16 protein-coding genes and 1 pseudogene are annotated in these 21,930 nt (G+C 71.6%); 9 read left to right on the forward strand and 8 right to left on the reverse strand.

Translation table 11 applies throughout. From position 1 onward, the window contains the following. From iolD to iolC, 4 genes and pseudogenes are all read right to left on the reverse strand, one after another. Nucleotides 1-1,884, reverse strand: a complete 1,884-nt coding sequence (iolD, locus tag ACYF6T_RS16885; protein WP_461697226.1) for a 3D-(3,5/4)-trihydroxycyclohexane-1,2-dione acylhydrolase (decyclizing) — start codon at nt 1,882-1,884, stop codon at nt 1-3. A 61-nt stretch (nt 1,885-1,945) separates the two neighbouring features. Beyond that, nucleotides 1,946-2,155 (reverse strand): annotated as a pseudogene (locus ACYF6T_RS16890) (5-deoxy-glucuronate isomerase); the annotation flags it as partial. Nucleotides 2,156-2,204: 49 nt separating this feature from the next. Then, on the reverse strand, nt 2,205-3,080 hold the full coding sequence (locus ACYF6T_RS16895; protein WP_461697435.1) for a Cgl0159 family (beta/alpha)8-fold protein: 876 nt from the start codon (nt 3,078-3,080) through the stop codon (nt 2,205-2,207). A 59-nt stretch (nt 3,081-3,139) separates the two neighbouring features. Continuing rightward, complete coding sequence (gene iolC, locus ACYF6T_RS16900) at nt 3,140-4,090, reverse strand: 5-dehydro-2-deoxygluconokinase (RefSeq protein WP_461697227.1); 951 nt, start codon at nt 4,088-4,090, stop codon at nt 3,140-3,142. Between the two features lie 124 nt (nt 4,091-4,214). Between iolC and ACYF6T_RS16905 the strand changes: the two genes are divergently transcribed. From ACYF6T_RS16905 to ACYF6T_RS16915, 3 genes are all read left to right on the forward strand, one after another. Further along, nucleotides 4,215-5,132, forward strand: a complete 918-nt coding sequence (locus ACYF6T_RS16905; RefSeq protein ID WP_461697229.1) for a sugar phosphate isomerase/epimerase family protein — start codon at nt 4,215-4,217, stop codon at nt 5,130-5,132. A 253-nt stretch (nt 5,133-5,385) separates the two neighbouring features. Further along, on the forward strand, nt 5,386-5,586 hold the full coding sequence (locus tag ACYF6T_RS16910) for a helix-turn-helix transcriptional regulator (protein WP_461697231.1): 201 nt from the start codon (nt 5,386-5,388) through the stop codon (nt 5,584-5,586). A gap of 52 nt (nt 5,587-5,638) precedes the next feature. After that, on the forward strand, nt 5,639-6,205 hold the full coding sequence (locus ACYF6T_RS16915; protein ID WP_461697233.1) for a GNAT family N-acetyltransferase: 567 nt from the start codon (nt 5,639-5,641) through the stop codon (nt 6,203-6,205). Here ACYF6T_RS16915 and ACYF6T_RS16920 read toward each other — a convergent pair. Next, a complete protein-coding gene (locus ACYF6T_RS16920) occupies nt 6,186-7,229 on the reverse strand; it encodes a zinc-dependent alcohol dehydrogenase family protein (protein ID WP_461697235.1) in 1,044 nt (347 codons plus the stop codon). The two genes, ACYF6T_RS16915 and ACYF6T_RS16920, sit on opposite strands and share 20 nt — an antisense overlap. Then, entirely contained in the window at nt 7,198-9,498 is a 2,301-nt protein-coding gene (locus ACYF6T_RS16925; RefSeq protein WP_461697237.1) for an MMPL family transporter, read from the reverse strand. The genes ACYF6T_RS16920 and ACYF6T_RS16925 overlap by 32 nt, the downstream gene beginning before the upstream one ends. Nucleotides 9,499-9,628: 130 nt before the next feature. On the opposite strand from ACYF6T_RS16925, the gene ACYF6T_RS16930 reads away from it, so the two are divergent. From ACYF6T_RS16930 to ACYF6T_RS16940, 3 genes are all read left to right on the forward strand, one after another. Next, nucleotides 9,629-10,279, forward strand: coding sequence for a TetR/AcrR family transcriptional regulator (locus ACYF6T_RS16930; RefSeq protein ID WP_461697238.1), 651 nt, complete (start codon nt 9,629-9,631; stop codon nt 10,277-10,279). 188 nt (nt 10,280-10,467) lie between these two features. Further along, entirely contained in the window at nt 10,468-10,707 is a 240-nt protein-coding gene (locus tag ACYF6T_RS16935; RefSeq protein ID WP_461697239.1) for a heavy-metal-associated domain-containing protein, read from the forward strand. Between the two features lie 23 nt (nt 10,708-10,730). Next, nucleotides 10,731-12,959, forward strand: a complete 2,229-nt coding sequence (locus ACYF6T_RS16940) for a heavy metal translocating P-type ATPase (protein WP_461697240.1) — start codon at nt 10,731-10,733, stop codon at nt 12,957-12,959. 596 nt (nt 12,960-13,555) lie between these two features. On the opposite strand, the gene ACYF6T_RS16945 is transcribed toward ACYF6T_RS16940, so the two are convergent. After that, complete coding sequence (locus ACYF6T_RS16945) at nt 13,556-14,845, reverse strand: citrate synthase (protein WP_461697242.1); 1,290 nt, start codon at nt 14,843-14,845, stop codon at nt 13,556-13,558. Nucleotides 14,846-15,024: 179 nt separating this feature from the next. Beyond that, nucleotides 15,025-17,265: an SF1B family DNA helicase RecD2 gene (gene recD2 / locus ACYF6T_RS16950; RefSeq protein WP_461697244.1), complete on the reverse strand. Its 2,241-nt coding sequence runs from the start codon at nt 17,263-17,265 to the stop codon at nt 15,025-15,027. Nucleotides 17,266-17,419: 154 nt separating this feature from the next. On the opposite strand from recD2, the gene ACYF6T_RS16955 reads away from it, so the two are divergent. The 3 genes from ACYF6T_RS16955 to ACYF6T_RS16965 are packed head-to-tail and all read left to right on the forward strand — an operon-like array spanning nt 17,420 to nt 21,904. After that, nucleotides 17,420-18,439, forward strand: a complete 1,020-nt coding sequence (locus ACYF6T_RS16955) for a LacI family DNA-binding transcriptional regulator (protein ID WP_461697245.1) — start codon at nt 17,420-17,422, stop codon at nt 18,437-18,439. Next, the gene (locus tag ACYF6T_RS16960) at nt 18,436-19,965 is read left to right on the forward strand and encodes a sugar ABC transporter ATP-binding protein (protein ID WP_461697247.1); all 1,530 of its coding nucleotides are present in this window, start codon (nt 18,436-18,438) and stop codon (nt 19,963-19,965) included. The genes ACYF6T_RS16955 and ACYF6T_RS16960 overlap by 4 nt, the downstream gene beginning before the upstream one ends. Beyond that, entirely contained in the window at nt 19,955-21,904 is a 1,950-nt protein-coding gene (locus ACYF6T_RS16965; RefSeq protein WP_461697249.1) for an ABC transporter permease/substrate-binding protein, read from the forward strand. Before ACYF6T_RS16960 ends, ACYF6T_RS16965 begins: the two co-directional genes overlap by 11 nt. Nucleotides 21,905-21,930: the final 26 nt, after the last annotated feature.

Below are 21,930 nucleotides of genomic sequence, written 5' to 3' on the forward strand. Positions count from 1 at the left end.
TCACAGATGGCGGCGTCGGGTCGAGACGTGCCGTTCGTACAGCTCACGTGCCTTGACCGCGGACGCTCGGGTCGCGGTCTCGGCCACAGGAACATCCCACCAGGCCTGCGCCGGAGGCGCGCCCGACACTGTGTCTGCCGTTTCGGTCTCCACGTAGACACATGTGGGAGTGTCGGCGGCCCGCGCCTCGGCGAGCGCCGCGCGCAGGTCCCGTACCGTCTTGGCGCGCAGCACCCGCATGCCCAGGCTGGCCGCGTTGGCGGCGAGGTCCACGGGCAGCGGCGCCCCCGTGAACGTGCCGTCGTCCGACGGGAACCGGTACGCCGTGCCGAACCGCTCGCCGCCCACCGACTCCGACAGACCGCCGATGGACGCGTACCCGTGGTTCTGCACCAGCACGACCTTGATCGCGACGCCCTCCTGCACCGCGGTCACGATCTCCGTCGGCATCATCAGGTAGGTGCCGTCGCCGACCAGCGCCCACACCGGCCGGTCGGGGGCGGCCAGCTTCACGCCGATCGCGGCCGGGATCTCGTAGCCCATGCAGGAGTAGCCGTACTCCAGGTGGTACTGGTCCCGGGAGCGCGCCCGCCACAGCTTGTGCAGGTCGCCGGGGAGGGAGCCGGCCGCGTTGATCACGATGTCCGACTCGTCGACGAGGGCGTCCAGCGCGCCCAGCACCTGCGGCTGGGTCGGCCGTACGTCCGGCTCGTCGGCCTCGTAGCAGGCGTCGACGCGCTGCTCCCAGCGCTCCTTGTCCTCGGTGTACTCGGTGACGTAGGAGGCGGCGACCCGGTGGTCGTGGACCTCCAGGGCCTCGGTGAGTTCCTCCAGGCCGGAGCGGGCGTCCGCGATCAGCGGCAGACCGGCCATCTTGTGGCCGTCGAAGGGCGCGATGTTGAGGTTGAGGAAGCGGACGCCCTCGCCGGTGAAGAGGGTGCCGGAGGCGGTGGTGAAGTCGGTGTAGCGGGTGCCGACGCCGATCACCAGGTCGGCGGTGCGGGCGAGTTCGTCCGCGGTGGCCGTGCCGGTGTGGCCGATGCCGCCGACGTCCTGGGGATGGTCGAAGCGCAGGGAGCCCTTGCCGGCCTGGGTGGAGGCGACCGGGATGCGGGTGACCGAGGCGAACTCGGCGAGGGCCTCCTCGGCGCGGCTGTGGTGGACGCCGCCGCCGGCGATCACCAGCGGCCGGCGCGCGGTCCTGATCGCCCGTACCGCTTCGGCGAGTTCGGTCGGGTCGGCGCCCGGACGCCGTACCACCCAGGTGCGTTCGGCAAAGAACTCCTCCGGCCAGTCGTACGCCTCCGCCTGGACGTCCTGCGGCAGGGCGAGGGTCACCGCGCCCGTCTCCACCGGGTCCGTCAGCACGCGCATGGCCGCCAGGGCCGAGGGGACGAGGGCCTCGGGGCGGGTGATCCGGTCGAAGTACCGCGACACCGGGCGCAGGCAGTCGTTGACCGACACGTCGCCGGCGTACGGCACTTCGAGCTGCTGCAGGACCGGGTCGGCGGGGCGGGCGGCGAAGACGTCGCCCGGCAGGAGGAGGACCGGGAGGTGGTTGACGGTGGCGAGGGCGGCGCCGGTGACGAGGTTGGTCGCGCCGGGCCCGATCGAGGTCGTCACGGCGTGCGTGGCCAGCCGGTTGGACTGCCGGGCGTAGCCGACGGCCGCGTGCACCATGGCCTGTTCGTTGCGTCCCTGGTGGTACGGCATGACATCGCCGTACTCGATGAGCGCCTGGCCGATCCCGGCCACGTTGCCGTGGCCGAAGATGCCCCAGGTCGCGCCGATGAGCCGACGCCGTACGCCGTCCCGCTCCGTGTACTGGGCGGACAGAAAGCGAACGAGCGCCTGCGCGACCGTGAGCCTCGTCGTCGAGGTCATCGACATCCCTCCTTATGGACGGTCACGGGTACGCAACCGCCGCCACCGGTGTTCACACGGCGGGGACCTCCGGCGCGGGGCCGTAGCGGGCGGGGAGTCGTCGCTCGCACTTCGCTCCTGCCAGGGCGAAGAGGGCTCCCGCGCCGGAGGCGATCGGGGCCTGGGCGTGGCGCGGACCATACGCGCACTCGGTGACCGACGCGAAAACGCCGCTCGTGCCCAGGAGTTGGAACTGTTCATCCGCTCTTTGCACGGTACATCCGGCTTGCGGGGCAAGCACGGACCGCCGGCCGGTACCCGTCTGTCCGCTCATCGGGGCCTCACAGCAGTCCCACGGCGGTGTCGACCGCGCCGGCCACGTCCCCGTCCGCCGGGTACAGCAGCGAACGGCCCACCACCAGCCCGCGCACGGTGGGGAGTTGCAGGGCGCCGCGCCACTTCTCGTACGCTCCGTCCTGGTCATCCCCCACTTCGCCGCCGAGCAGCACGGCCGGGAGTGTGGAGGTCTCCATGACCTCGGCCATGTCGTCGGGGTTCTCGGTGACCGGCAGCTTCAGCCAGGTGTAGGCCGAGGTGCCGCCCAGGCCGGAGGCGATGGCGATGGACTTGGTGACGGCCTCGGCGGACAGGTCGTTGCGCAGCCGGCCGTCCTCGGTGCGGCGGCTGAGGAACGGTTCGACGAACACCGGCAGCCGGCGGGCCGCCATGGCGTCGATGGCGCGCGCGGTGGACTCCAGGGTGGTCAGCGAGCCCGGGTCGTCGTAGTCGATGCGCAGCAGCAGCTTTCCGGCGTCGAACCCGAGGCGTTCGATGTCCTCGGGGCGGTGGCCGGTGAAGCGGTCGTCGAGCTCGAAGCGGGCGCCCTGCAGGCCGCCGCGGTTCATGGAGCCCATCACGACCTTGCCCTCCAGGGCGCCGAGCAGCAGCAGGTCGTCGAGGATGTCGGCGGTGGCGAGCACGCCGTCCACGCCGGGCCGGGAGAGCGCCAGGCAGAGGCGTTCGAGCAGGTCGGCGCGGTTGGCCATGGCGAACCTGCGGTCGCCGACGCCGAGGGCGCCGCGGGCGGGGTGGTCGGCGGCGACGATCATCAGCCGGCCCGACCCGCCGAGCAGCGGACGCCGGGTGCGGCGGGCGGCGGCCTCGGCGACGGCCTCGGGGTGGTGGGCGCGCAGACGGACGAGTTCGGCGACGTCCACGCGCGTCGGCCCGGGCCCGTCACCGCCGCCGTGGTGGGCGCCCGCGACCCGGCCGGCCCTCACAGCACCGCTCCGGCCTGGAGCGCGGCCTCGATCTCGTCGAGGGTCGGCATGGCGGAGGAGCACTCCAGACGGGAGGCGACGATGGCACCGGCCGCGTTGGCGTGCCGCATGACCGTCTCCAGGTCCCAGCCCTCCAGCAGGCCGTGGCAGAGGGAGCCGCCGAAGGCGTCGCCGGCGCCGAGCCCGTTGAGGACGTTCACCGGAAGGGGTGGCACCTCGGCCGACTCGCCCTTGCCGTTGACGGCGAGGACGCCCTTGGGGCCCTGCTTGACGACCGCGAGCTCGACACCGGCGTCCAGCAGCGCCTCGGCGGCGGCCCGCGGTTCGCGCACGCCGGTGGCGACCTCCACCTCGTCGAGGTTGCCGACGGCGACGGTGGTGTGGCGCAGGGCCTCGGCGTAGAAGGGGCGGGCGGAGTCGGGGTCGCGCCAGAACATGGGGCGCCAGTCGAGGTCGAAGACGGTGATGCCGGCCCTGGCGCGGTGGGCGAGGGCGGCGAGGGTCGCCGTGCGGCTGGGCTCCTCGCTCAGGCCGGTGCCGGTGATCCAGAAGACGCGGGCGTCGCGGACGGCGTCGAGGTCGAGTTCGTGGGCGTCGATCTCCAGGTCCGGGGCCTTGGGCTGCCGGTAGAAGTAGAGCGGGAAGTCGTCCGGCGGGAAGACCTCACAGAAGGTGACCGGGGTGGGCAGGCCCGCGACCGGGGTGACCCAGCGGTCGTCGACGCCGAAGCCCTTGAGGGCCTCGTGCAGATAGGTGCCGAAGGGGTCGTCGCCGGTGCGGGTGATCACCGCGGTGGACCGGCCGAGGCGGGCCGCGGCCACCGCGACGTTGGTCGCCGACCCGCCGAGGAACTTGCCGAAGCTCGTCACCTGCGGCAGCGGCACACCGGTCTGCAGTGGATACAGGTCCACGCCGATCCGCCCCATGGTGATCAGGTCGTACGCCATCGGCTTCCCTTCGTCACGGCTCTCCCGCGTTTGTAGCCCCGCGGACGCAGCCCTGTCAATGTTTTGTCCAGACATACGGACGAGACCTTGACAGCGCTTTCCCCCTGACCGGAGGCTGACCGGCATGACCTCCTTGTCACCCCCGTCCTCACTGTCCCGCATCCGGATCGGTTCGGCGCCCGACTCCTGGGGCGTCTGGTTTCCCGACGACCCGCGGCAGGTGCCCTGGCAGCGCTTCCTCGACGAGGTCGCCGCGTCCGGCTACGAGTGGATCGAACTCGGTCCGTACGGCTATCTGCCGACCGACCCCGCCGTGCTCACCGAGGAGACCTCGCGACGTGGCCTGAAGGTGTCGGCGGGCACGGTGTTCACGGGGCTGCACCACGGTGAGGCCGTATGGGAGAAGACGTGGGCGCATGTCGCGGACAACGCCGTGCTCGCCCAGGCGATGGGGGCGTCCCACCTGGTGGTCATCCCGTCCTTCTGGCGGGACGACAAGACGGGCGAGGTGCTGGAGCCCTCCGAGCTGACGCCGGAGCAGTGGCGGAACCTGACCTCGCTGACCGAGCGGCTGGGGCAGCGGGTGCGGGAGGAGTACGGGCTGCGGATCGTCGTCCACCCGCACGCGGACACCCACATCGACAGCGAGGAGAACGTCGTCCGCTTCCTGGACGGGACGGACTCCTCGCGGGTGTCGCTGTGCCTGGACACCGGGCACTACGCCTACTGCGGCGGGGACAGCGTCAAGCTGATCGAGACGTACGGGGAGCGGATCGGCTATCTGCACCTGAAGCAGGTGGACCCGGAGATCCTGGCGGACGTACGGGCCAAGGGCACGCCGTTCGGGCCCGCCGTCGCACAGGGCGTGATGTGCGAGCCGCCGAGCGGGGTGCCGGCGCTCGGTCCCGTCCTGGAGGCGGCGCAGAAGCTGGACGTGGACCTGTTCGCGATCGTCGAGCAGGACATGTACCCGTGCGAACCGGACGCTCCGCTGCCCATCGCGCGGCGGACACGGGCGTTCCTGAGGTCGTGCGGGGCGTAGGCACGGCCGCCGGTGTCAACGCGCCACGCCCGTGAGCCCGCGTACGCCTTTGCGGCACTTCTGTCACAAGCGCCCCCGTCGTGTCACACATGTCGCGTGTACACGGGTCCTGCGTCACACCCGGCGCACAGGCCCTGCCCCCTCCCGACTCCGCGTCGTTCACGGGGCACAGGCTTTGTCGCCGGCGCAGCGCCCGGTACCCCCGACGGCCGTCCCCGGCCGCCGCCGCGGTGCGCGCAGGGAGGTGCAACTCATGACCGACCGAAGGCTCTGGTCGTACAAGGAGATCGCGGCGCACATCAAAGTGCAGCCGGACACCGTGCGCTCGTACCGCAAACACGGGCTGCTGCCGCCGCCCGACCACGTCGAGGGCGGCAAGCCCTTCTGGTACGCCGACACCGTCCGCGCCTGGGTGGCCTCCCGGCCCGGCAACCGCGGCCGCAGAGAGAGCTGACGCCCTGGAAATCGAGCTGTGCCCCACCCGGCCCGTGGGGCACAGTCGTGCCATGTCCTTCTCCGTCAAACCCGTCCTGACCGGCGAGAAGACCGTGCTGCGGCCGTTCACCGCGGCCGACGCGGACGCGATCTGGGAGATCGTCCGGGACCCCGAGGTCGTCCGCTTCACCTTCGAGCCGTCCACCGAGCTGACCCGGGAACGGCTGCGTTCCTGGTACGGCTCCCGGGCCACCGCCCCCGACCGCCTCGACCTCGCCGTCACCGACCCGGCCACCGGCGAGGTGCTGGGCGAGGTCGTGCTGTACGACTGGGACCCGGTGGCCCGCGGCTGCACGTTCCGCACGCTCATCGGCCCCCGCGGCCGCGGCCGGGGCGTCGGCACGGAGGCCACCCGGCTCATCGTCGGCCACGCCTTCGAGCAACTCGGCGTCCACCGGATCGAGTTGGAGGTCTACGGCCACAACCACCGGGCCCGGCGCGTCTACGAGAAGGTCGGCTTCGTCGTCGAGGGCGTGCGCCGGGAGGCGCGGTGGCGGGACGGCGAGTGGGTGGACGAGGTGCTCATGGCGCTGCTGGACCGGGAGTGGTCCGGCGCCGTCAGCTCCACGGCTCGATGACCGTGACCCCGGCTCCGGGCGCGGTGCCGAGGGCCGCGAGGGCGGCCGGGGTCTCGGCCAGGGTGATCGTGGAGGTGACGAGCAGATCGGGGCGCAGGACGTCGGCGCGGACCAGTTCGAGCATCGCCGGGTAGGTGTGGGCGGCCATGCCGTGGCTGCCGAGGAGTTCCAGTTCCAGGGCGATCGCGCGGGCCATCGGGACGGGGGTGGTGCCGTCGGGTGACGGGAGCAGGCCCACCTGCACGTGCCGGCCGCGGCGGCGCAGGCCGTTGACCGAGGCGGCACAGGTGACCGGCGAGCCGAGGGCGTCCAGGGAGAGGTGGGCGCCCCCGCCCGTCAGCTCGCGGACCGCGGCGGCCGTGTCCGGCGTGCGCGAGGCGTCCACGCACCGGGCCGCGCCGAACGTCCGCGCCAGGTCCAGCGCCCCCGGCGAGACGTCCACGGCGACGACCCTGGCCCCCGACGCCGCCGCGATCATCACCGCGGACAGGCCCACTCCCCCGCAGCCGTGCACCGCGACCCACTCCCCCGCGGCCACCCGGCCCTGCTGCACCACCGCCCGGAACGCCGTCGCGAACCGGCAGCCCAGCGCGGCGGCCGTGGCGCAGGACAGTTCCTCCGGCACGGCGACGAGGTTGACGTCCGCGTGGTCCAGCGCCACGTACTGGGCGAAGGAGCCCCAGTGGGTGAAGCCGGGCTGCGTCTGGCGCTCGCACACCTGCTGGTCACCGGCCGCGCATGCGGCGCAGGTCCCGCAGGCGCAGACGAAGGGGACGGTGACGCGGGCGCCGGGTGCCCAGCGGGTGACGTCGGGGCCGACCGCCTGGACCACGCCGGCGAGTTCGTGACCGGGGACGTGGGGCAGGGTGATGTCGGGGTCGTGGCCCTGCCAGCCGTGCCAGTCGCTGCGGCAGAGGCCGGTGGCCTCCACCCGGACGACCACTCCGTGCGCGGCGGGCGTGGGGTCGGGTACGTCCCGAACCCCGGCGGGTTCACCGAACCGCTCGAACATCACCGCTCGCATGCGCGCTCCCATCGCCGCTTTCGTCTGCGGGTCCATCGTCGCTGGTCGCGTCCGCGTGGCGGAGCGGCATGCCGACACCGCCCGCGCCCTCGTGGGGGCGCTCTCCGTCGCCCTCGCTCAGTCCGAACCGCTGGTGCAGCCTGCGCAGCGGGGCCGGGGCCCACCAGGTCGCCCTGCCCGTCAGCCTCATCACCGCCGGGACCAGGAGGCTGCGGACGATCATCGCGTCCATCAGGACCGCCAGCGCTATGCCCAGGCCCAGCATCTTGGTGTTCGTCACCCGGGAGGTGCCGATGGCGACCATCACCACCGCCAGGATCACCGCCGCCGCCGTGATCAGACCGCCCGTGCGCTGGAGTCCGTGGCGGACCGCCCGGTCGTGGTCGCCCGTCCTGTCGTACTCCTCCTTGATGCGGGAGAGGAGGAAGACGCCGTAGTCCATGGAGAGGCCGAAGGCCACGCAGAACATCAGGACGGGGAGGGTGGTCTCGATGGAGCCGGTGCTGGTGAAGCCCAGGAGGCCGGAGAGGTGGCCGTCCTGGAAGACCCAGACGACCGCGCCGAACATGGCCGTCAGGCTGAGCGCGTTGAGCACCACCGCCTGGAGGGGGATCAGGACGCTGCCCGTCAGCAGGAACACCAGCAGCAGGGTGACGACCGCGATGAAGGCGGCCGCCCAGGGCAGGCGCTCGGCTATCGCGTGCCTGGAGTCGACCAGGACGGCCGCCGTGCCGGTCACCTTGGTGTCGAAGGGGGCGGGCGTGGCCCGCAGGTCGCCGACCAGGCGCTGGGCGGGCTCGTCGACGGCCTCCCCCTTGGGCAGGACCGTGAAGTACGCCGAGTCGCCCTTGACCAGCGGTCCGTCGACCCGCGCGACCTCGGGCAGGGCGGCGACGCGGTCCTTGTAGGCGGCGTACTGCGCCCGGGTCGCCCGGCCCTCGGCGAGCACCTCCAGGCCGCCGCCGGGGCTGCCCGGGAAGCCGTCGCGGATGTGCTGCTGCACGACGTGGGACTCGGCGGTGGCGGGCAGCTGGCGGTCGTCCGCGGTGCCGAACCTCACCCCGGCGAAGGGCAGTCCGAGCAGGACCAGGACGGCCGCCGTGGCGAGGGCGAAGAAAGGGGCCCGGCGCATGACGAGCGTCGCCCCGCGCGCCCAGGCCGTGCCCTCCTCACCGGCGGTCCCGGACGCCCTGCCCCGGCGGAAGAGTCGGCGCAGGTCGAGGGCGTTGACGCGGTGGCCGAGCAGGACCAGGGCCGCCGGAAGCAGGACCAGGGCGGCCGCCGCGGCCAGCAGGACGACCGCGACGCCGGCGTAGGCGAAGGAGCGCAGGAAGTACATCGGGAAGACGAGCATCGCCGCCAGCGAGACCGCGACCGTCAGGGCGGAGAACAGGACCGTGCGGCCGGCCGTGCGCAGGGTGGTGCCGACGGCCGTCACGGGGTCGGCTCCGGTGGCGAGCTCCTCCCGGAAGCGGCGGACGATGAACAGGGCGTAGTCGATGGCGAGGCCGAGGCCCAGGGCGGTGGTGAGGTTGAGCGCGAAGACGGAGACGTCGGTGAACTCCGTCAGGCCGCGCAGCACCGCGTTGGTGCCGAGGATGGCGACGATGCCGATGCCCAGCGGCAGCAGGGCGGCGATCGCGCTGCCGAAGACCATCACCAGCAGCACGAGCGTGATCGGCAGGGCGATCATCTCGGCGCGGGTCAGGTCCTCCTTGATGATCGTCTGCATCTCGTGCCGCACGGCCACGATGCCGCCGACCTTCACCCGCACCGGGCCGTGCGCGCCGCGGTAGTGCGGGGCGATGCGGTCCAGGGTGTCGGCCATCGCGCTGTCGTCGCCCGTGATGCGGGCCGCTATCAGCGCCTCGTGGCCGTCCTCGGCGCGCAAGGAGGGCGACTTCGTCTGCCAGTAGGAGCCGACGCCCGTCACGCCCTTCTCGGCGGACAGGCGGGCGGTGAGGCGGTTCGCCTCGGCGGCGACCGCGGGGGCGTCGACCGAGGAGCGGCCGGCGTCGACGAGCAGGAGCAGGTTGGGCTGGGAGCCGGGGAACTCCCGCTCCAGCGCCTTGGTGGCGTACGTCGACTGGGCGGCCGGATCCTCCCAGCCGCCGCTGCCGAGCCGGTCGGCGACCCCGCTGCCGGCGACCACGGCCAGGGCGGTGACCACCAGGGCGAGCAGGAGGGACAGTCCGGGGCGCGCGGCGACGAAACGCGTCCAGCCTCCCGGCTGCCGGGCGGCCTGCGGTGGCGAGTTGACTTCGGTCATCGCGCGATGTCCCCTTCATCGTGGCACCATGAAGAATGGAAACACGAGAGGTCACTCGCATTTCGCTGGATCCAGAATGCGAGCGACCACTCGTGTTTGTCAATGACGTTCGGAGAGCTGGGGATCACACGTGCCCGACAACGCACAGAAGGAGCAGGCCGAGCAGACCGAGCCGCAGCCGCAGCCGCGCCGCCGCCAGGCCCGCGGCGAGCGCCGGGTCGCCCAGTTGCTGGAAGCCGCCGCCACCGTCTTCTGCACCACCGGCTACACGGCCGCCAGCACCAACGCCATCGCCCGCGAGGCCGGCGTCTCCCCGGGCACGCTCTACCAGTTCTTCCCGAACAAGGAGGCCATCGCGATCGAGCTGGGCGACCGGCTCGTCCACGAGATGCGCGCGACGTTCGGGGAGGCGCTCGCGCCGATCGACTCCGCCACGCCGCTGGAGCAGGCCGTCGGCGCCGCCGTCGACCGGTTCATCGCCTTCAACTGCGACCACCCCGTGTTCTTCGCGCTCACGCACGGCCCCGACGCCCCCGGCCGGATGGCCGAGCAGCACGACGCCCTGCACGCGACCTTGATCTCCCGCCTGGAGGAACTGCTGGCCGCGCGGCTGACGGGCCTGTCCCCGGCCGAGGTCGGCCGCACCGCGCACGTCTGCCTCGGCCTGTACAAGGCGGGACTGGAGCTGGTCCTCGCCCACGAGGGCGCCGAACGCGAGGCGTACGTACAGGAGATCAAGAACGTCCTGGTGCGCTACCTGGCGCCACTGGCCGGCCCGTGAGCGCAGACAGGTACGGGTGGGGGGTATGCGCGCACTGCCGCTCCACGCACGCCCGAGGCCCAGCACAGTCGCCCTCGCCGATTGCCGGGGAGGTCTCTTGGAGAAATACCCCCTAGGGGTATAGGGTACGTGGTACGGGCCCCACCGTGGGTCACGCAGGACACACACGCCTCGACGAGGAGAACGACATGAGCGCCCAGACCGGCACCCCTGGTTCCGTCACCGCCGTCTACAAGGTGAGCGGGATGAGCTGCGGACACTGCGAGGGCTCCGTCTCCGGTGAGATCTCCGAGATCCCCGGTGTCAGCTCGGTGAAGGCCGTCGCCTCCACCGGCGAGGTCACCGTCGTCTCCGAAGCCCCGCTCGACGAGGCCGCGGTGCGCGCCGCGGTGGACGAGGCGGGCTTCGAGCTCGTCGGCCTGGCCTGAGCGCCGCCACGGGAGGGCAGGCCATGACCGCCAGTACCGAGACACGCATAGCCGACACCTCCGAGGTCGAGCTACTCATCGGCGGGATGACCTGCGCCTCCTGCGCGGCCCGCGTCGAGAAGAAGCTCAACCGCATGGACGGCGTCACGGCCACGGTGAACTTCGCGACGGAGAAGGCGAAGGTCACCTACCCCGCGGGCATCCAGGTCGCCGACCTGATCGCCACCGTGGTGAAGACCGGCTACACGGCCGAGGAACCCGCGCCGCCGGTCCGCGAGGAGACGCCCGCCGCCGAGGAGGACCCCGAACTCGCCTCCCACCGGCAGCGCTTCACCGTCTCCGCGCTGCTCGCCCTGCCGGTGGTGCTGCTGTCCATGATCCCGGCGCTGCAGTTCGACAACTGGCAGTGGCTGGCCCTCACCCTCGCCGCCCCCGTGGTCGTCTGGGGCGGCCTGCCCTTCCACCGGGCCGCCTGGACGAACGCCCGGCACGGCGCCGCGACCATGGACACCCTGGTCTCGGTCGGCACGCTGGCCGCGTTCGGCTGGTCGCTGTGGGCGCTGTTCTTCGGGGACGCGGGCATGACCGGGATGCACGACGAGTTCCGGTTCACCGTCTCGCGCGCGGACGGCGCCTCCACGATCTATCTGGAGGTGGCCGCCGGCGTCGTCGCGCTGATCCTGCTCGGCCGCTATCTGGAGGCCCGCTCCAAGCGGCGCGCGGGAGCGGCGCTCAGGGCACTGATGGAGCTCGGCGCCAGGGACGTCTCCGTCCTGCGGGGCGGGCGCGAGGTGCGGGTCCCGGTGTCGCAGCTGGCCGTGGGGGACCGTTTCGTCGTACGACCCGGGGAGAAGATCGCCACCGACGGCACCGTCGTCGAGGGCGCCTCCGCGGTCGACGCGTCCATGCTGACCGGCGAGTCGGTGCCGGTGGACGTGGGCGTGGGCTCCTCCGTCACGGGCGCGACGGTGAACGCCGGCGGGCGGCTGGTCGTCGAGGCCACCCGGGTCGGCGCCGACACCCAGCTCGCGCGCATGGCGAAGCTGGTGGAGGACGCGCAGAACGGCAAGGCGGAGGTGCAGCGCCTCGCCGACCGCGTCTCCGCGGTCTTCGTCCCCGCCGTCATGCTCATCGCGCTCGGCACCTTCGGCGTCTGGCTCGGCGTCACCGGCGACACCGCCGCCGCGTTCACCGCGGCCGTCGCGGTGCTGATCATCGCCTGCCCGTGCGCGCTGGGCCTGGCCACGCCGACCGCGCTGATGGTCGGCACGGGGCGCGGCGCGCAGCTCGGCATCCTCATCAAGGGCCCCGAGGTGCTGGAGTCCACGCGCCGCGTCGACACCGTCGTCCTGGACAAGACCGGCACGGTCACCACCGGCCGGATGACCCTCCAGGAGGTGTACGCCGCCGACGGCACCGACGAGAAGGAGCTGCTGCGGCTCGCGGGCGCCGTCGAGCACGCCTCCGAGCACCCGGTGGCCCGGGCGGTCGCCGCGGGCGCCGAGGAACGCGTCGGGCGGCTCCCGGCGGTCGAGGACTTCGAAAACGTGCCCGGGCGGGGCGTGCGCGGGCGCGTGGAGGGCCGTGAGGTGGCCGTGGGGCGGCTCTTCGAGGAGCTGCCGGCCGAGCTGGCCCGGGTCCGGGACGAGGCCGAGCGGGGCGGTCGTACGGCCGTCGTGGTCGGCTGGGACGGGGCGGCACGGGGTGTCGTGGCCGTCGCGGACGCCGTGAAGGACACCAGCGCCGAGGCCGTGCGCGAGCTGCGCGCGCTGGGGCTGACGCCGGTGCTGCTGACCGGGGACAACCGGGCGGTGGCCGAGGCGGTGGCCCGCGAGGTCGGCATCGAGCAGGTGATCGCGGAGGTGCTGCCCGAGGACAAGGTCGACGCCGTGCGGCGGCTGCGGGGCGAGGGCCGGGTGGTGGCCATGGTGGGCGACGGCGTCAACGACGCGGCGGCGCTCGCCACGGCCGATCTGGGGCTGGCGATGGGCACCGGGACCGACGCGGCCATCGAGGCGGGCGACCTGACGCTGGTGCGCGGGGACCTGCGGGGGGCGGCGGACGCGATCCGGCTGGCGCGCAGGACGCTGGCGACCATCAAGGGCAACCTGGTGTGGGCCTTCGGATACAACGTGGCCGCGCTGCCGCTGGCCGCGGCGGGGCTGCTGAACCCGATGATCGCGGGGGCCGCGATGGCCTTCTCGTCGGTCTTCGTGGTGACCAACAGTCTGCGGTTGCGGACATTCCGCTGAACTCCGGGGAAGTTACCGGCGGTTATCCGAAGCGGAGTCAAAAGTCCCTCTAGAGTCCTGCGCCCGGCTCACATAAGCTCTTCACAAGGCTCGCGCATCATCCTTACGCTGGGGTCCCGATCGCGGTATCGGGGCTCTTGCGCATCAAAGGGACACATGCAAGAGACGCAGATCACAGTGATGTGAACGTAACCATCGAAGGGGTTCGAAGGTCTAAGTTGGCGATGTCAGGAAGCGTCTTGGGGGGCGCGGACTGGCATCTGGGGATGTCTTGGGGGACTTCTCCAGAGATGCGTTGCCGGGGCACGTACTTCGGGAAGCTTTGAGCGGCCCTCCCGAGCGTGCGCTGTCCCGGCAGATGCACACCCATGAGTACGACGAGTTCTGCTCGTTGTGCTCAACAGCGATTCAGGCGCTGTCCTCACAAGCGCCCGGCCGGATCCCGTGGGGGGAATCCGCACCGGGACATGGGAAGGCGCCCTGGACGTCGGCCCGTGGGGGGACCGGCGCCGGGGCGCCTTCCGCTTTTCGTACCTCGGCTTGCACGGCGTTGGGCGCCGGGCCGCGTCAGGCGGCCCAGCGCTCGCCGGTGCCGGTCAGCGGGCCTCGACGGGGACGAAGTCGCGCTCGACGACGCCCGTGTAGATCTGGCGCGGGCGGCCGATGCGGGAGCCCGGCTCCTTGATCATCTCGTGCCACTGGGCGATCCAGCCCGGCAGCCGGCCGAGGGCGAACAGGACCGTGAACATCTCGGTCGGGAAGCCCATGGCGCGGTAGATCAGGCCGGTGTAGAAGTCGACGTTCGGGTAGAGGCTGCGCGAGACGAAGTAGTCGTCGGAGAGCGCGTGCTCCTCCAGCTTCAGCGCGATGTCCAGCAGCTCGTCGGACTTGCCGAGCGCCGACAGGACGTCGTGCGCGGCCGCCTTGATGATCTTCGCGCGCGGGTCGAAGTTCTTGTAGACGCGGTGGCCGAAGCCCATCAGCCGGACGCCGTCCTCCTTGTTCTTCACCTTGCGGATGAAGGAGTCGACGTCACCGCCGGAGTCCCGGATGCCCTCCAGCATCTCCAGCACGGACTGGTTGGCGCCGCCGTGCAGCGGGCCCCACAGCGCGTTGATGCCGGCCGAGATCGACGCGAACATGTTGGCCTGCGAGGAGCCGACCAGGCGGACCGTGGAGGTGGAGCAGTTCTGCTCGTGGTCCGCGTGCAGGATCAGCAGCTTGTCCAGGGCCGAGACCACGATCGGGTCGAGGTCGTACTCCTGCGCCGGCACCGAGAAGGTCATGCGCAGGAAGTTCTCGACGTACCCGAGGTCGTTGCGCGGGTAGACGAACGGGTGGCCGATCGACTTCTTGTACGCGTAGGCGGCGATCGTCGGCAGCTTGGCGAGCAGGCGGATCGTCGAGAGGTTGCGCTGCTTCTCGTCGAAGGGGTTGTGGCTGTCCTGGTAGAACGTGGACAGCGCGGACACCACCGAGGACAGCATGGCCATCGGGTGGGCGTCGCGCGGGAAGCCCCGGTAGAAGTTCTTGACGTCCTCGTGCAGCAGGGTGTGCTGCGTGATGTCGTTCTTGAACGAGGTGAGCTCGTCGACGGTCGGCAGCTCGCCGTTGATCAGCAGGTAGGCCACCTCCAGGAAGGTGGAGCGCTCGGCCAGCTGCTCGATCGGGTAGCCGCGGTACCGGAGGATGCCCGCCTCACCGTCGAGGTAGGTGATCGCGGATTTATAGGCGGCGGTGTTGCCGTAACCGCTGTCCAGAGTCACCAGACCGGTCTGGGCGCGGAGCTTCCCGATGTCGAAGCCCTTGTCGCCGACGGTGCTGTCGATCACCGGGTAGGTGTACTCGCCGTCGCCGTACCGCAGTACTACAGAGTTGTCGCTCACGTCTTCCCTCACCGACGTAGTGCCTCATCTTCGAGGTTGCCCTGACTGTCTCTACCATCCCCCAATTGGCTCAGGAGAGTGCACTCGGGGTCGACCATCGGGCCTATTGACGGCACTGAGTGCCGCCAACTTGCTCATCCTGCCCCCTTGATTCCCCATCCGGAAGGGATGTGTGACCTTCATGACTCATTTGATCGATCATTTTTTGAGATGAGTCTGTGGTCGAGTGCCGTACAGCGCCGTCCGGCCGACACCGTGCGCACCGCCTGGCCGATCGCCTTGCGCGAACCGACGAGGACGACCAGCTTCCTGGCCCGGGTGACCGCCGTGTACAGCAGGTTGCGCTGGAGCATCATCCAGGCGCCGGTGGTGACCGGGATCACCACGGCCGGGTACTCGCTCCCCTGGGAGCGGTGGATGGTCACCGCGTACGCGTGCGCCAGTTCGTCCAGCTCGTCGAAGTCGTACGGCACCTCCTCGTCCTCATCCGTCAGCACCGTCAGGCGCTGGTCGACCGGGTCGAGCGAGGTGACAACGCCCACGGTGCCGTTGAAGACACCGTTCTTGCCCTTCTCGTAATTGTTGCGAATCTGGGTGACCTTGTCGCCGACCCGGAAGACCCGGCCGCCGAACCGCTTCTCCGGCAGGTCCGGCCGGCCCGGGGTGACGGCCTGCTGGAGCAGGCCGTTGAGCGTGCCCGCGCCCGCGGGCCCCCGGTGCATGGGCGCGAGCACCTGCACGTCCCGGCGCGGGTCGAGCCCGAACTTGGCCGGAATCCGACGGGCCGCCACGTCCACCGTGAGCCGGCCGGCCTCCTCCGTGTCGTCCTCGACGAAGAGGAAGAAGTCCTTCATGCCGTCGGTGACCGGGTGCTGCCCGGCGTTGATCCGGTGCGCGTTGGTCACCACGCCCGACTGCTGGGCCTGCCGGAAGACGCGCGTGAGGCGGACGGCGGGGATGGGACTGCCGTCGGCGAGCAGGTCGCGCAGCACCTCGCCGGCGCCGACGCTGGGCAACTGGTCGACGTCCCCGACGAAGAGCAGGTGCGCGCCGGGCGGTACGGCCTTCACCAGCTTGTTGGCGAGCAGCAGGTCCAGCATGGACGCCTCGTCGACCACCACCAGGTCGGCCTCCAGCGGCCGGTCCCGGTCGTACGCCGCGTCGCCGCCGGGCTTGAGCTCCAGCAGCCGGTGGACGGTGGACGCCTCGGCCCCGGTGAGCTCGGCCAGGCGCTTGGCGGCGCGGCCGGTGGGGGCGGCGAGGACGACCCGCGCCTTCTTCGCCCGGGCCAGCTCCACGATCGAGCGGACCGTGAAGGACTTGCCGCAACCCGGGCCGCCGGTCAGCACGGCGACCTTCTTCGTCAGCGCCAGCTTGACGGCGGCCTCCTGCTCGGGGGCGAGGTCGGTGCCGGTACGGGTCTTCAGCCAGCCGAGCGCCTTGTCCCAGGCCACCTCGCGGAAGCCGGGCATCCGGTCCTCGTCCGTCCGCAGCAGGCGCAACAGCTGGGAGGCGAGGGCGACTTCGGCGCGGTGGAAGGGGACGAGGTAGACGGCGGTGATCTCCTCGCCGTGTTCGCCGGGCACCTTCTCCCGTACGACACCGGGGTCCTCACCCTCCTCCGGGGGCCGGGCCAGCTCGGCGAGGCACTCGATGACGAGGCCGGTGTCGACCTGGAGCAGCTTCACGGCGTCGGCGATCAGCCGCTCCTCCGGAAGGAAGCAGTTGCCCTGGTCGGTGGCCTGCGAAAGGGCGTACTGGAGGCCGGCCTTGACGCGCTCCGGGCTGTCGTGCGGGATGCCGACGCTCTGGGCGATCTTGTCGGCGGTGAGGAAGCCGATGCCCCAGACGTCGGCCGCGAGCCGGTAGGGCTGGTTCTTCACCACCGAGATCGACGCGTCGCCGTACTTCTTGTAGATCCGCACGGCGATGGACGTCGACACCTCCACCGTCTGGAGGAAGAGCATGACCTCCTTGATCGCCTTCTGCTCCTCCCAGGCGTCGGCGATCTTCTTGGTGCGCTTGGGGCCGAGGCCGGGCACCTCGATCAGCCGCTTCGGCTCCTCCTCGATGATCCGGAGGGTGTCCAGCCCGAAGTGCCGGGTGATGCGGTCGGCGAAGACCGGGCCGATGCCCTTGACCAGGCCGGAGCCGAGGTAGCGGCGGATGCCCTGGACGGTCGCCGGCAGGACCGTCGTGTAGTTCTCCACCAGGAACTGCTTGCCGTACTGGGGATGGGAGCCCCAGCGGCCCTCCATGCGCAGGGACTCCCCCACCTGGGCGCCGAGCAGCGCGCCCACCACCGTCAGCAGGTCGCCGCCGCCGCGGCCGGTGTCCACCCGGGCGACCGTGTAGCCGTTCTCCTCGTTGGCATACGTGATCCGCTCCAGGACCCCTTCGAGCACCGCCTGATTGGACATGATCCGACGCTACCTCCGAGCGCTGACATCACGATCCGGTCTCGGGGTATTGCCTCGGGCCGTGTAATCGATTCCAATCCTCTCTACACGTCGATGTAATCGATTCCACGCGATGCCGCGCGGAGCGAGCTGTCCACGAGGAGGTGGAGCGGCGATGGCGAGCATCAAGGACGTCGCCGCCGAGGCGGGGGTCTCCGTCGCCACGGTGTCGCGGGTGCTGAACGACCATCCGTCGGTCAGCGACGAGGCACGCGCGCGCGTGCTGGCCGCCGTGGAGGCCCTGGGCTACCGCCCGAACGCCGTCGCCCGCTCCCTGCGCACCGACCAGACCCGCACCCTCGGGCTGGTCATCAGCGACGTGATGAACCCCTACTTCACCGAGCTGGCCCGCTCCGTCGAGGAGGAGGCCCGCGCGCTCGGGTACAGCGTCATCATCGGCAACGCCGACGAGCGGCCCGAGCTCCAGGACCACCACGTGCGCACGCTGCTGGACCGGCGGATCGACGGTCTGCTCGTCTCCCCCACCGACGGCGGCTCGCCGCTCATGCTGGACGCCGCCCGGAGCGGGACGCCCATGGTGTTCGTCGACCGGTGGATCCCGGGCGTCGACGTGCCCGTGGTGCGGGCCGACGGGCGGACGGCGGTACGGGACCTCGTCGCGCATCTGCACCGGCTGGGGCACCGGCGGCTGGCCATCATCGCCGGCCCCGCCGCCACCACGACCGGACGGGAACGCGTCGAGGCCTTCCGGGAGGCACTCGGCGCCTACGGGCTGGACCTGCCCGACGCCTACACCGGGCAGGGCGACTTCCAGGCCGAGAGCGGGCGGCGGGTCACCGAGGGGTTCCTGGACCTGCCGGAGCCGCCCGAGGTCGTCTTCGCCGCCGACAACCTGATGGCGCTCGGCGCGCTGGACGCCGTACGCGCGCGCGGGCTGCGCGTTCCCGAGGACATCGCGCTCGCCGCCTTCGACGACATCCCGTGGTTCGTCCACACCGATCCGCCGATCACCGCGATCGCCCAGCCCACGGGCGAGCTGGGCCGGGCCGCCGTACGCGCGCTCGTGGACCGCATCGAGGGACGGCCCCCGCAGTCCGTCACCCTCCCCGCCCGGCTCGTCGTACGCCGCTCGTGCGGCGAGCACCCCACCCCAGTGCAAAGGAGCACGTCGTGAGCAACCAGGACGAGTTGCTGCGCATCGAGGGCATACGGAAGACCTTCCCCGGCGTGGTCGCGCTCGACGGCGTCGACTTCGACCTGCGCCGGGGCGAGGTGCACGTGCTGCTCGGCGAGAACGGCGCCGGCAAGAGCACGCTGATCAAGATGCTCTCGGGCGCCTACCACCCCGACGAGGGCCGCGTCCTGGTGGACGGCGAGGAGGTGCACATCCGCGGGGCGCAGGACGCCGAGCGGCTGGGCATCGCCACCATCTACCAGGAGTTCAACCTCGTGCCCGACCTCACCGTCGCCGAGAACATCTTCCTGGGGCGGCAGCCGCGCCGGTTCGGGATGATCGACCGGAAGCGGATGGAGGCCGACGCCGAGGAGCTGCTCCAGCGCGTCGGGGTCGACGTCCCGCCCGGCGCGCGGGTGCGTGAACTCGGCATCGCGCGGCTGCAGATGGTGGAGATCGCCAAGGCGCTCAGCCTCCACGCGCGCGTGCTCGTCATGGACGAGCCGACCGCGGTGCTCACCTCGGAGGAGGTCGACAGGCTCTTCGCCATCGTCCGCTCGCTGCGCGCGGACGGCGTCGGGATCGTCTTCATCACCCACCACCTGGAGGAGATCGCCGCCCTGGGCGACCGGGTGACCGTCATCCGCGACGGGAAGTCCGTCGGGCAGGTCCCCGCCACCACCCCCGAGGACGAGCTGGTACGGCTCATGGTGGGCCGTTCCATCGAGCAGCAGTACCCGCGTGAAGTGCCCGAGAAGGGCGCCGCGTTGCTCACCGTCGAGGGGCTGACCCGCAACGGCGTCTTCCACGACGTCAGCTTCGAGGTGCACGCCGGCGAGGTCGTCGGCATCGCGGGGCTGGTCGGGGCCGGCCGTACGGAGGTCGTACGGGCCGTGTTCGGGGCGGACCCGTACGACAAGGGGGCCGTGAAGGTCTCCGGGACGGACTTGAAGGCGCACGACGTCAACGCGGCCCTGGCGGCCGGGATCGGGCTCGTGCCCGAGGACCGCAAGGGCCAGGGGCTCGTCCTGGACGCGTCCGTGGCGGAGAACCTGGGGCTGGTGACCATGCGGGCCGCCACGCGCGCGGGGCTCGTCGACCTCAAGGGGCAGCACGCGGCGGCCGAGCGGATCGCCGGGCAGCTCGGCGTGCGGATGGCCGGCCTGGGCCAGCAGGTGCGGACGTTGTCCGGCGGCAACCAGCAGAAGGTCGTCATCGGCAAGTGGCTGCTCGCCGACACCAGGGTGCTCATCCTCGACGAGCCGACGCGCGGCATCGACGTCGGCGCCAAGGTCGAGATCTACCAGCTGATCAACGAACTCACGGCCGCCGGGGCCGCCGTACTGATGATCTCCAGCGATCTGCCCGAGGTGCTCGGCATGAGCGACCGGGTGCTGGTCATGGCCCAGGGCCGGATCGCGGGCGAACTCGCGGCCGGCGAGGCCACCCAGGACGCCGTGATGGCCCTCGCGGTCAGCAACCCCACGAACCAGAAGACCGGAACGGAGGCCAGCCGTGGCCACTGACACGCTCAAGAGCAGCACGGGCGCCGGTGGCGCCACCGGCGGCCTGCGCCGCCTGCTCCTCGACAACGGCGCGCTCACCGCGCTGATCGTCCTCGTCATCGCCCTGTCGGTGCTGTCCGGGGACTTCCTGACCACCGACAACCTCCTCAACGTCGGCGTGCAGGCGGCCGTGACCGCCGTCCTCGCCTTCGGCGTCACCTTCGTCATCGTCTCGGCCGGCATCGACCTCTCGGTCGGCTCGGTGGCCGCCCTGTCGGCCACCGTCCTCGCCTGGAGCGCCACGTCGCACGGCGTGCCGGTGTTCCTGGCGGTCGTGCTGTCCGTCGCCACCGGCATAGCGGCCGGCCTGGTCAACGGCTTCCTGATCGCGTACGGCAAGCTGCCGCCGTTCATCGCCACGCTCGCCATGCTCTCGGTGGCCCGCGGTCTGGCGCTGGTCGTCTCCGACGGCTCCCCGATCCCCTTCCCCGGCTCCGTCTCCCACCTCGGCGACACGCTGGGCGGCTGGCTGCCGGTGCCGGTGCTGGTCATGGTGGTCATGGGGCTCGTCGCGGCCTTCGTGCTGGGACGGACGTACATCGGCCGCTCCATGTACGCGATCGGCGGCAACGAGGAGGCGGCCCGTCTGTCCGGGCTGCGCGTGCCGCGGCAGAAGCTCGCCATCTACGCCTTCTCCGGCCTGTTCGCCGCCGTCGCCGGCATCGTGCTCGCCGCCCGGCTGTCGTCCGCGCAGCCGCAGGCCGCCGACGGCTACGAACTCGACGCGATCGCCGCGGTCGTCATCGGCGGCGCCTCGCTCGCCGGCGGCACCGGCAAGGCGTCCGGCACGCTGATCGGCGCGCTGATCCTGGCGGTGCTGCGCAACGGCCTCAACCTGCTGAACGTCTCCGCCTTCTGGCAGCAGGTCGTCATCGGCGTCGTGATCGCGCTGGCGGTGCTGCTGGACACGCTGCGGCGCAAGGCGGGGGCGACGCCGGTGACCGGCGCCTCCCAGGGCGGCAGGGGCCGGCAGGCGGGCACGTACGCCCTCGCGGCCGTCGTCACGGTGGCCGTCGTCGGCGCGACCTCCTTCCTGCACAACGGCTCCTCGTCCTCGGCCACCCCGAAGATGGGCCTGTCCCTGTCCACCCTCAACAACCCCTTCTTCGTGCAGATCCGGGCGGGCGCCCAGGCCGAGGCGAAGAAGCTGGGCGTGGACCTGACCGTCACGGACGCCCAGAACGACGCCTCCCAGCAGGCCAACCAGCTGCAGAACTTCACCAGTTCCAGCCTCGGCGCGATCATTGTCAACCCGGTGGACTCGGACGCGGCGAGCAACTCCGTCAAGGCCGCCGACCGGGCGAAGATCCCGGTGATCGCGGTCGACCGGGGCGTCAACAAGGCGACCGTGGACGCCCTCGTGGCCTCCGACAACGTCAAGGGCGGCGAGCTGGCCGCGCGGACCATCGCCGAGAAGCTCGGCGGCGAGGGGAAGATCGTGATCCTCCAGGGCCAGGCGGGCACCTCCGCGGCCCGGGAGCGCGCGGCCGGCTTCGCGGCCGGTCTGAAGGCCTACCCCGGCATCCAGGTCGTCGCCCAGCAGCCCGCCGACTTCGACCGCACCAAGGGGCTCGACGTGATGTCGAACCTGCTCCAGGCCCACCCCGACGTGCAGGGCGTCATCGCCGCCAACGACGAGATGGCCCTCGGTGCCGTCAAGGCGCTGGGCTCCAAGGCCGGCAAGTCCGTGCAGGTCGTCGGGTTCGACGGCACGCCCGACGGTCTCAAGGCCGTCGAACAGGGCACTCTGTACGCGTCCGTGGCCCAGCAGCCGACCCAGCTCGGCCGGATCGCCGTGGACAACGCGCTCAGGGCCCTGCAGGGCAAGAAGGTCCAGGAGACGGTGAAGGTGCCGGTGAAGGTGGTCACCCGGCAGAACGTGGCAGGCTTCAGCGGCTGACGGTGCAACTCACCCGACAGGGAGTC

The sequence above is a fragment of the Streptomyces sp. 7R007 genome (genome assembly GCF_054850255.1).

What these genes read in the sequence shown, in the direction of transcription:
- iolD (WP_461697226.1), bottom strand. Translation starts at nt 1,884, where the DNA reads ATGACCTCGACGACGAGGCTCACGGTCGCGCAGGCGCTCGTTCGCTTT.
- iolC (WP_461697227.1), bottom strand. Translation starts at nt 4,090, where the DNA reads ATGGCGTACGACCTGATCACCATGGGGCGGATCGGCGTGGACCTGTAT.
- ACYF6T_RS16905 (WP_461697229.1), top strand. Translation starts at nt 4,215, where the DNA reads ATGACCTCCTTGTCACCCCCGTCCTCACTGTCCCGCATCCGGATCGGT.
- ACYF6T_RS16910 (WP_461697231.1), top strand. Translation starts at nt 5,386, where the DNA reads ATGACCGACCGAAGGCTCTGGTCGTACAAGGAGATCGCGGCGCACATC.
- ACYF6T_RS16915 (WP_461697233.1), top strand. Translation starts at nt 5,639, where the DNA reads ATGTCCTTCTCCGTCAAACCCGTCCTGACCGGCGAGAAGACCGTGCTG.
- ACYF6T_RS16920 (WP_461697235.1), bottom strand. Translation starts at nt 7,229, where the DNA reads ATGCGAGCGGTGATGTTCGAGCGGTTCGGTGAACCCGCCGGGGTTCGG.
- ACYF6T_RS16925 (WP_461697237.1), bottom strand. Translation starts at nt 9,498, where the DNA reads ATGACCGAAGTCAACTCGCCACCGCAGGCCGCCCGGCAGCCGGGAGGC.
- ACYF6T_RS16935 (WP_461697239.1), top strand. Translation starts at nt 10,468, where the DNA reads ATGAGCGCCCAGACCGGCACCCCTGGTTCCGTCACCGCCGTCTACAAG.
- ACYF6T_RS16940 (WP_461697240.1), top strand. Translation starts at nt 10,731, where the DNA reads ATGACCGCCAGTACCGAGACACGCATAGCCGACACCTCCGAGGTCGAG.
- recD2 (WP_461697244.1), bottom strand. Translation starts at nt 17,265, where the DNA reads ATGTCCAATCAGGCGGTGCTCGAAGGGGTCCTGGAGCGGATCACGTAT.
- ACYF6T_RS16955 (WP_461697245.1), top strand. Translation starts at nt 17,420, where the DNA reads ATGGCGAGCATCAAGGACGTCGCCGCCGAGGCGGGGGTCTCCGTCGCC.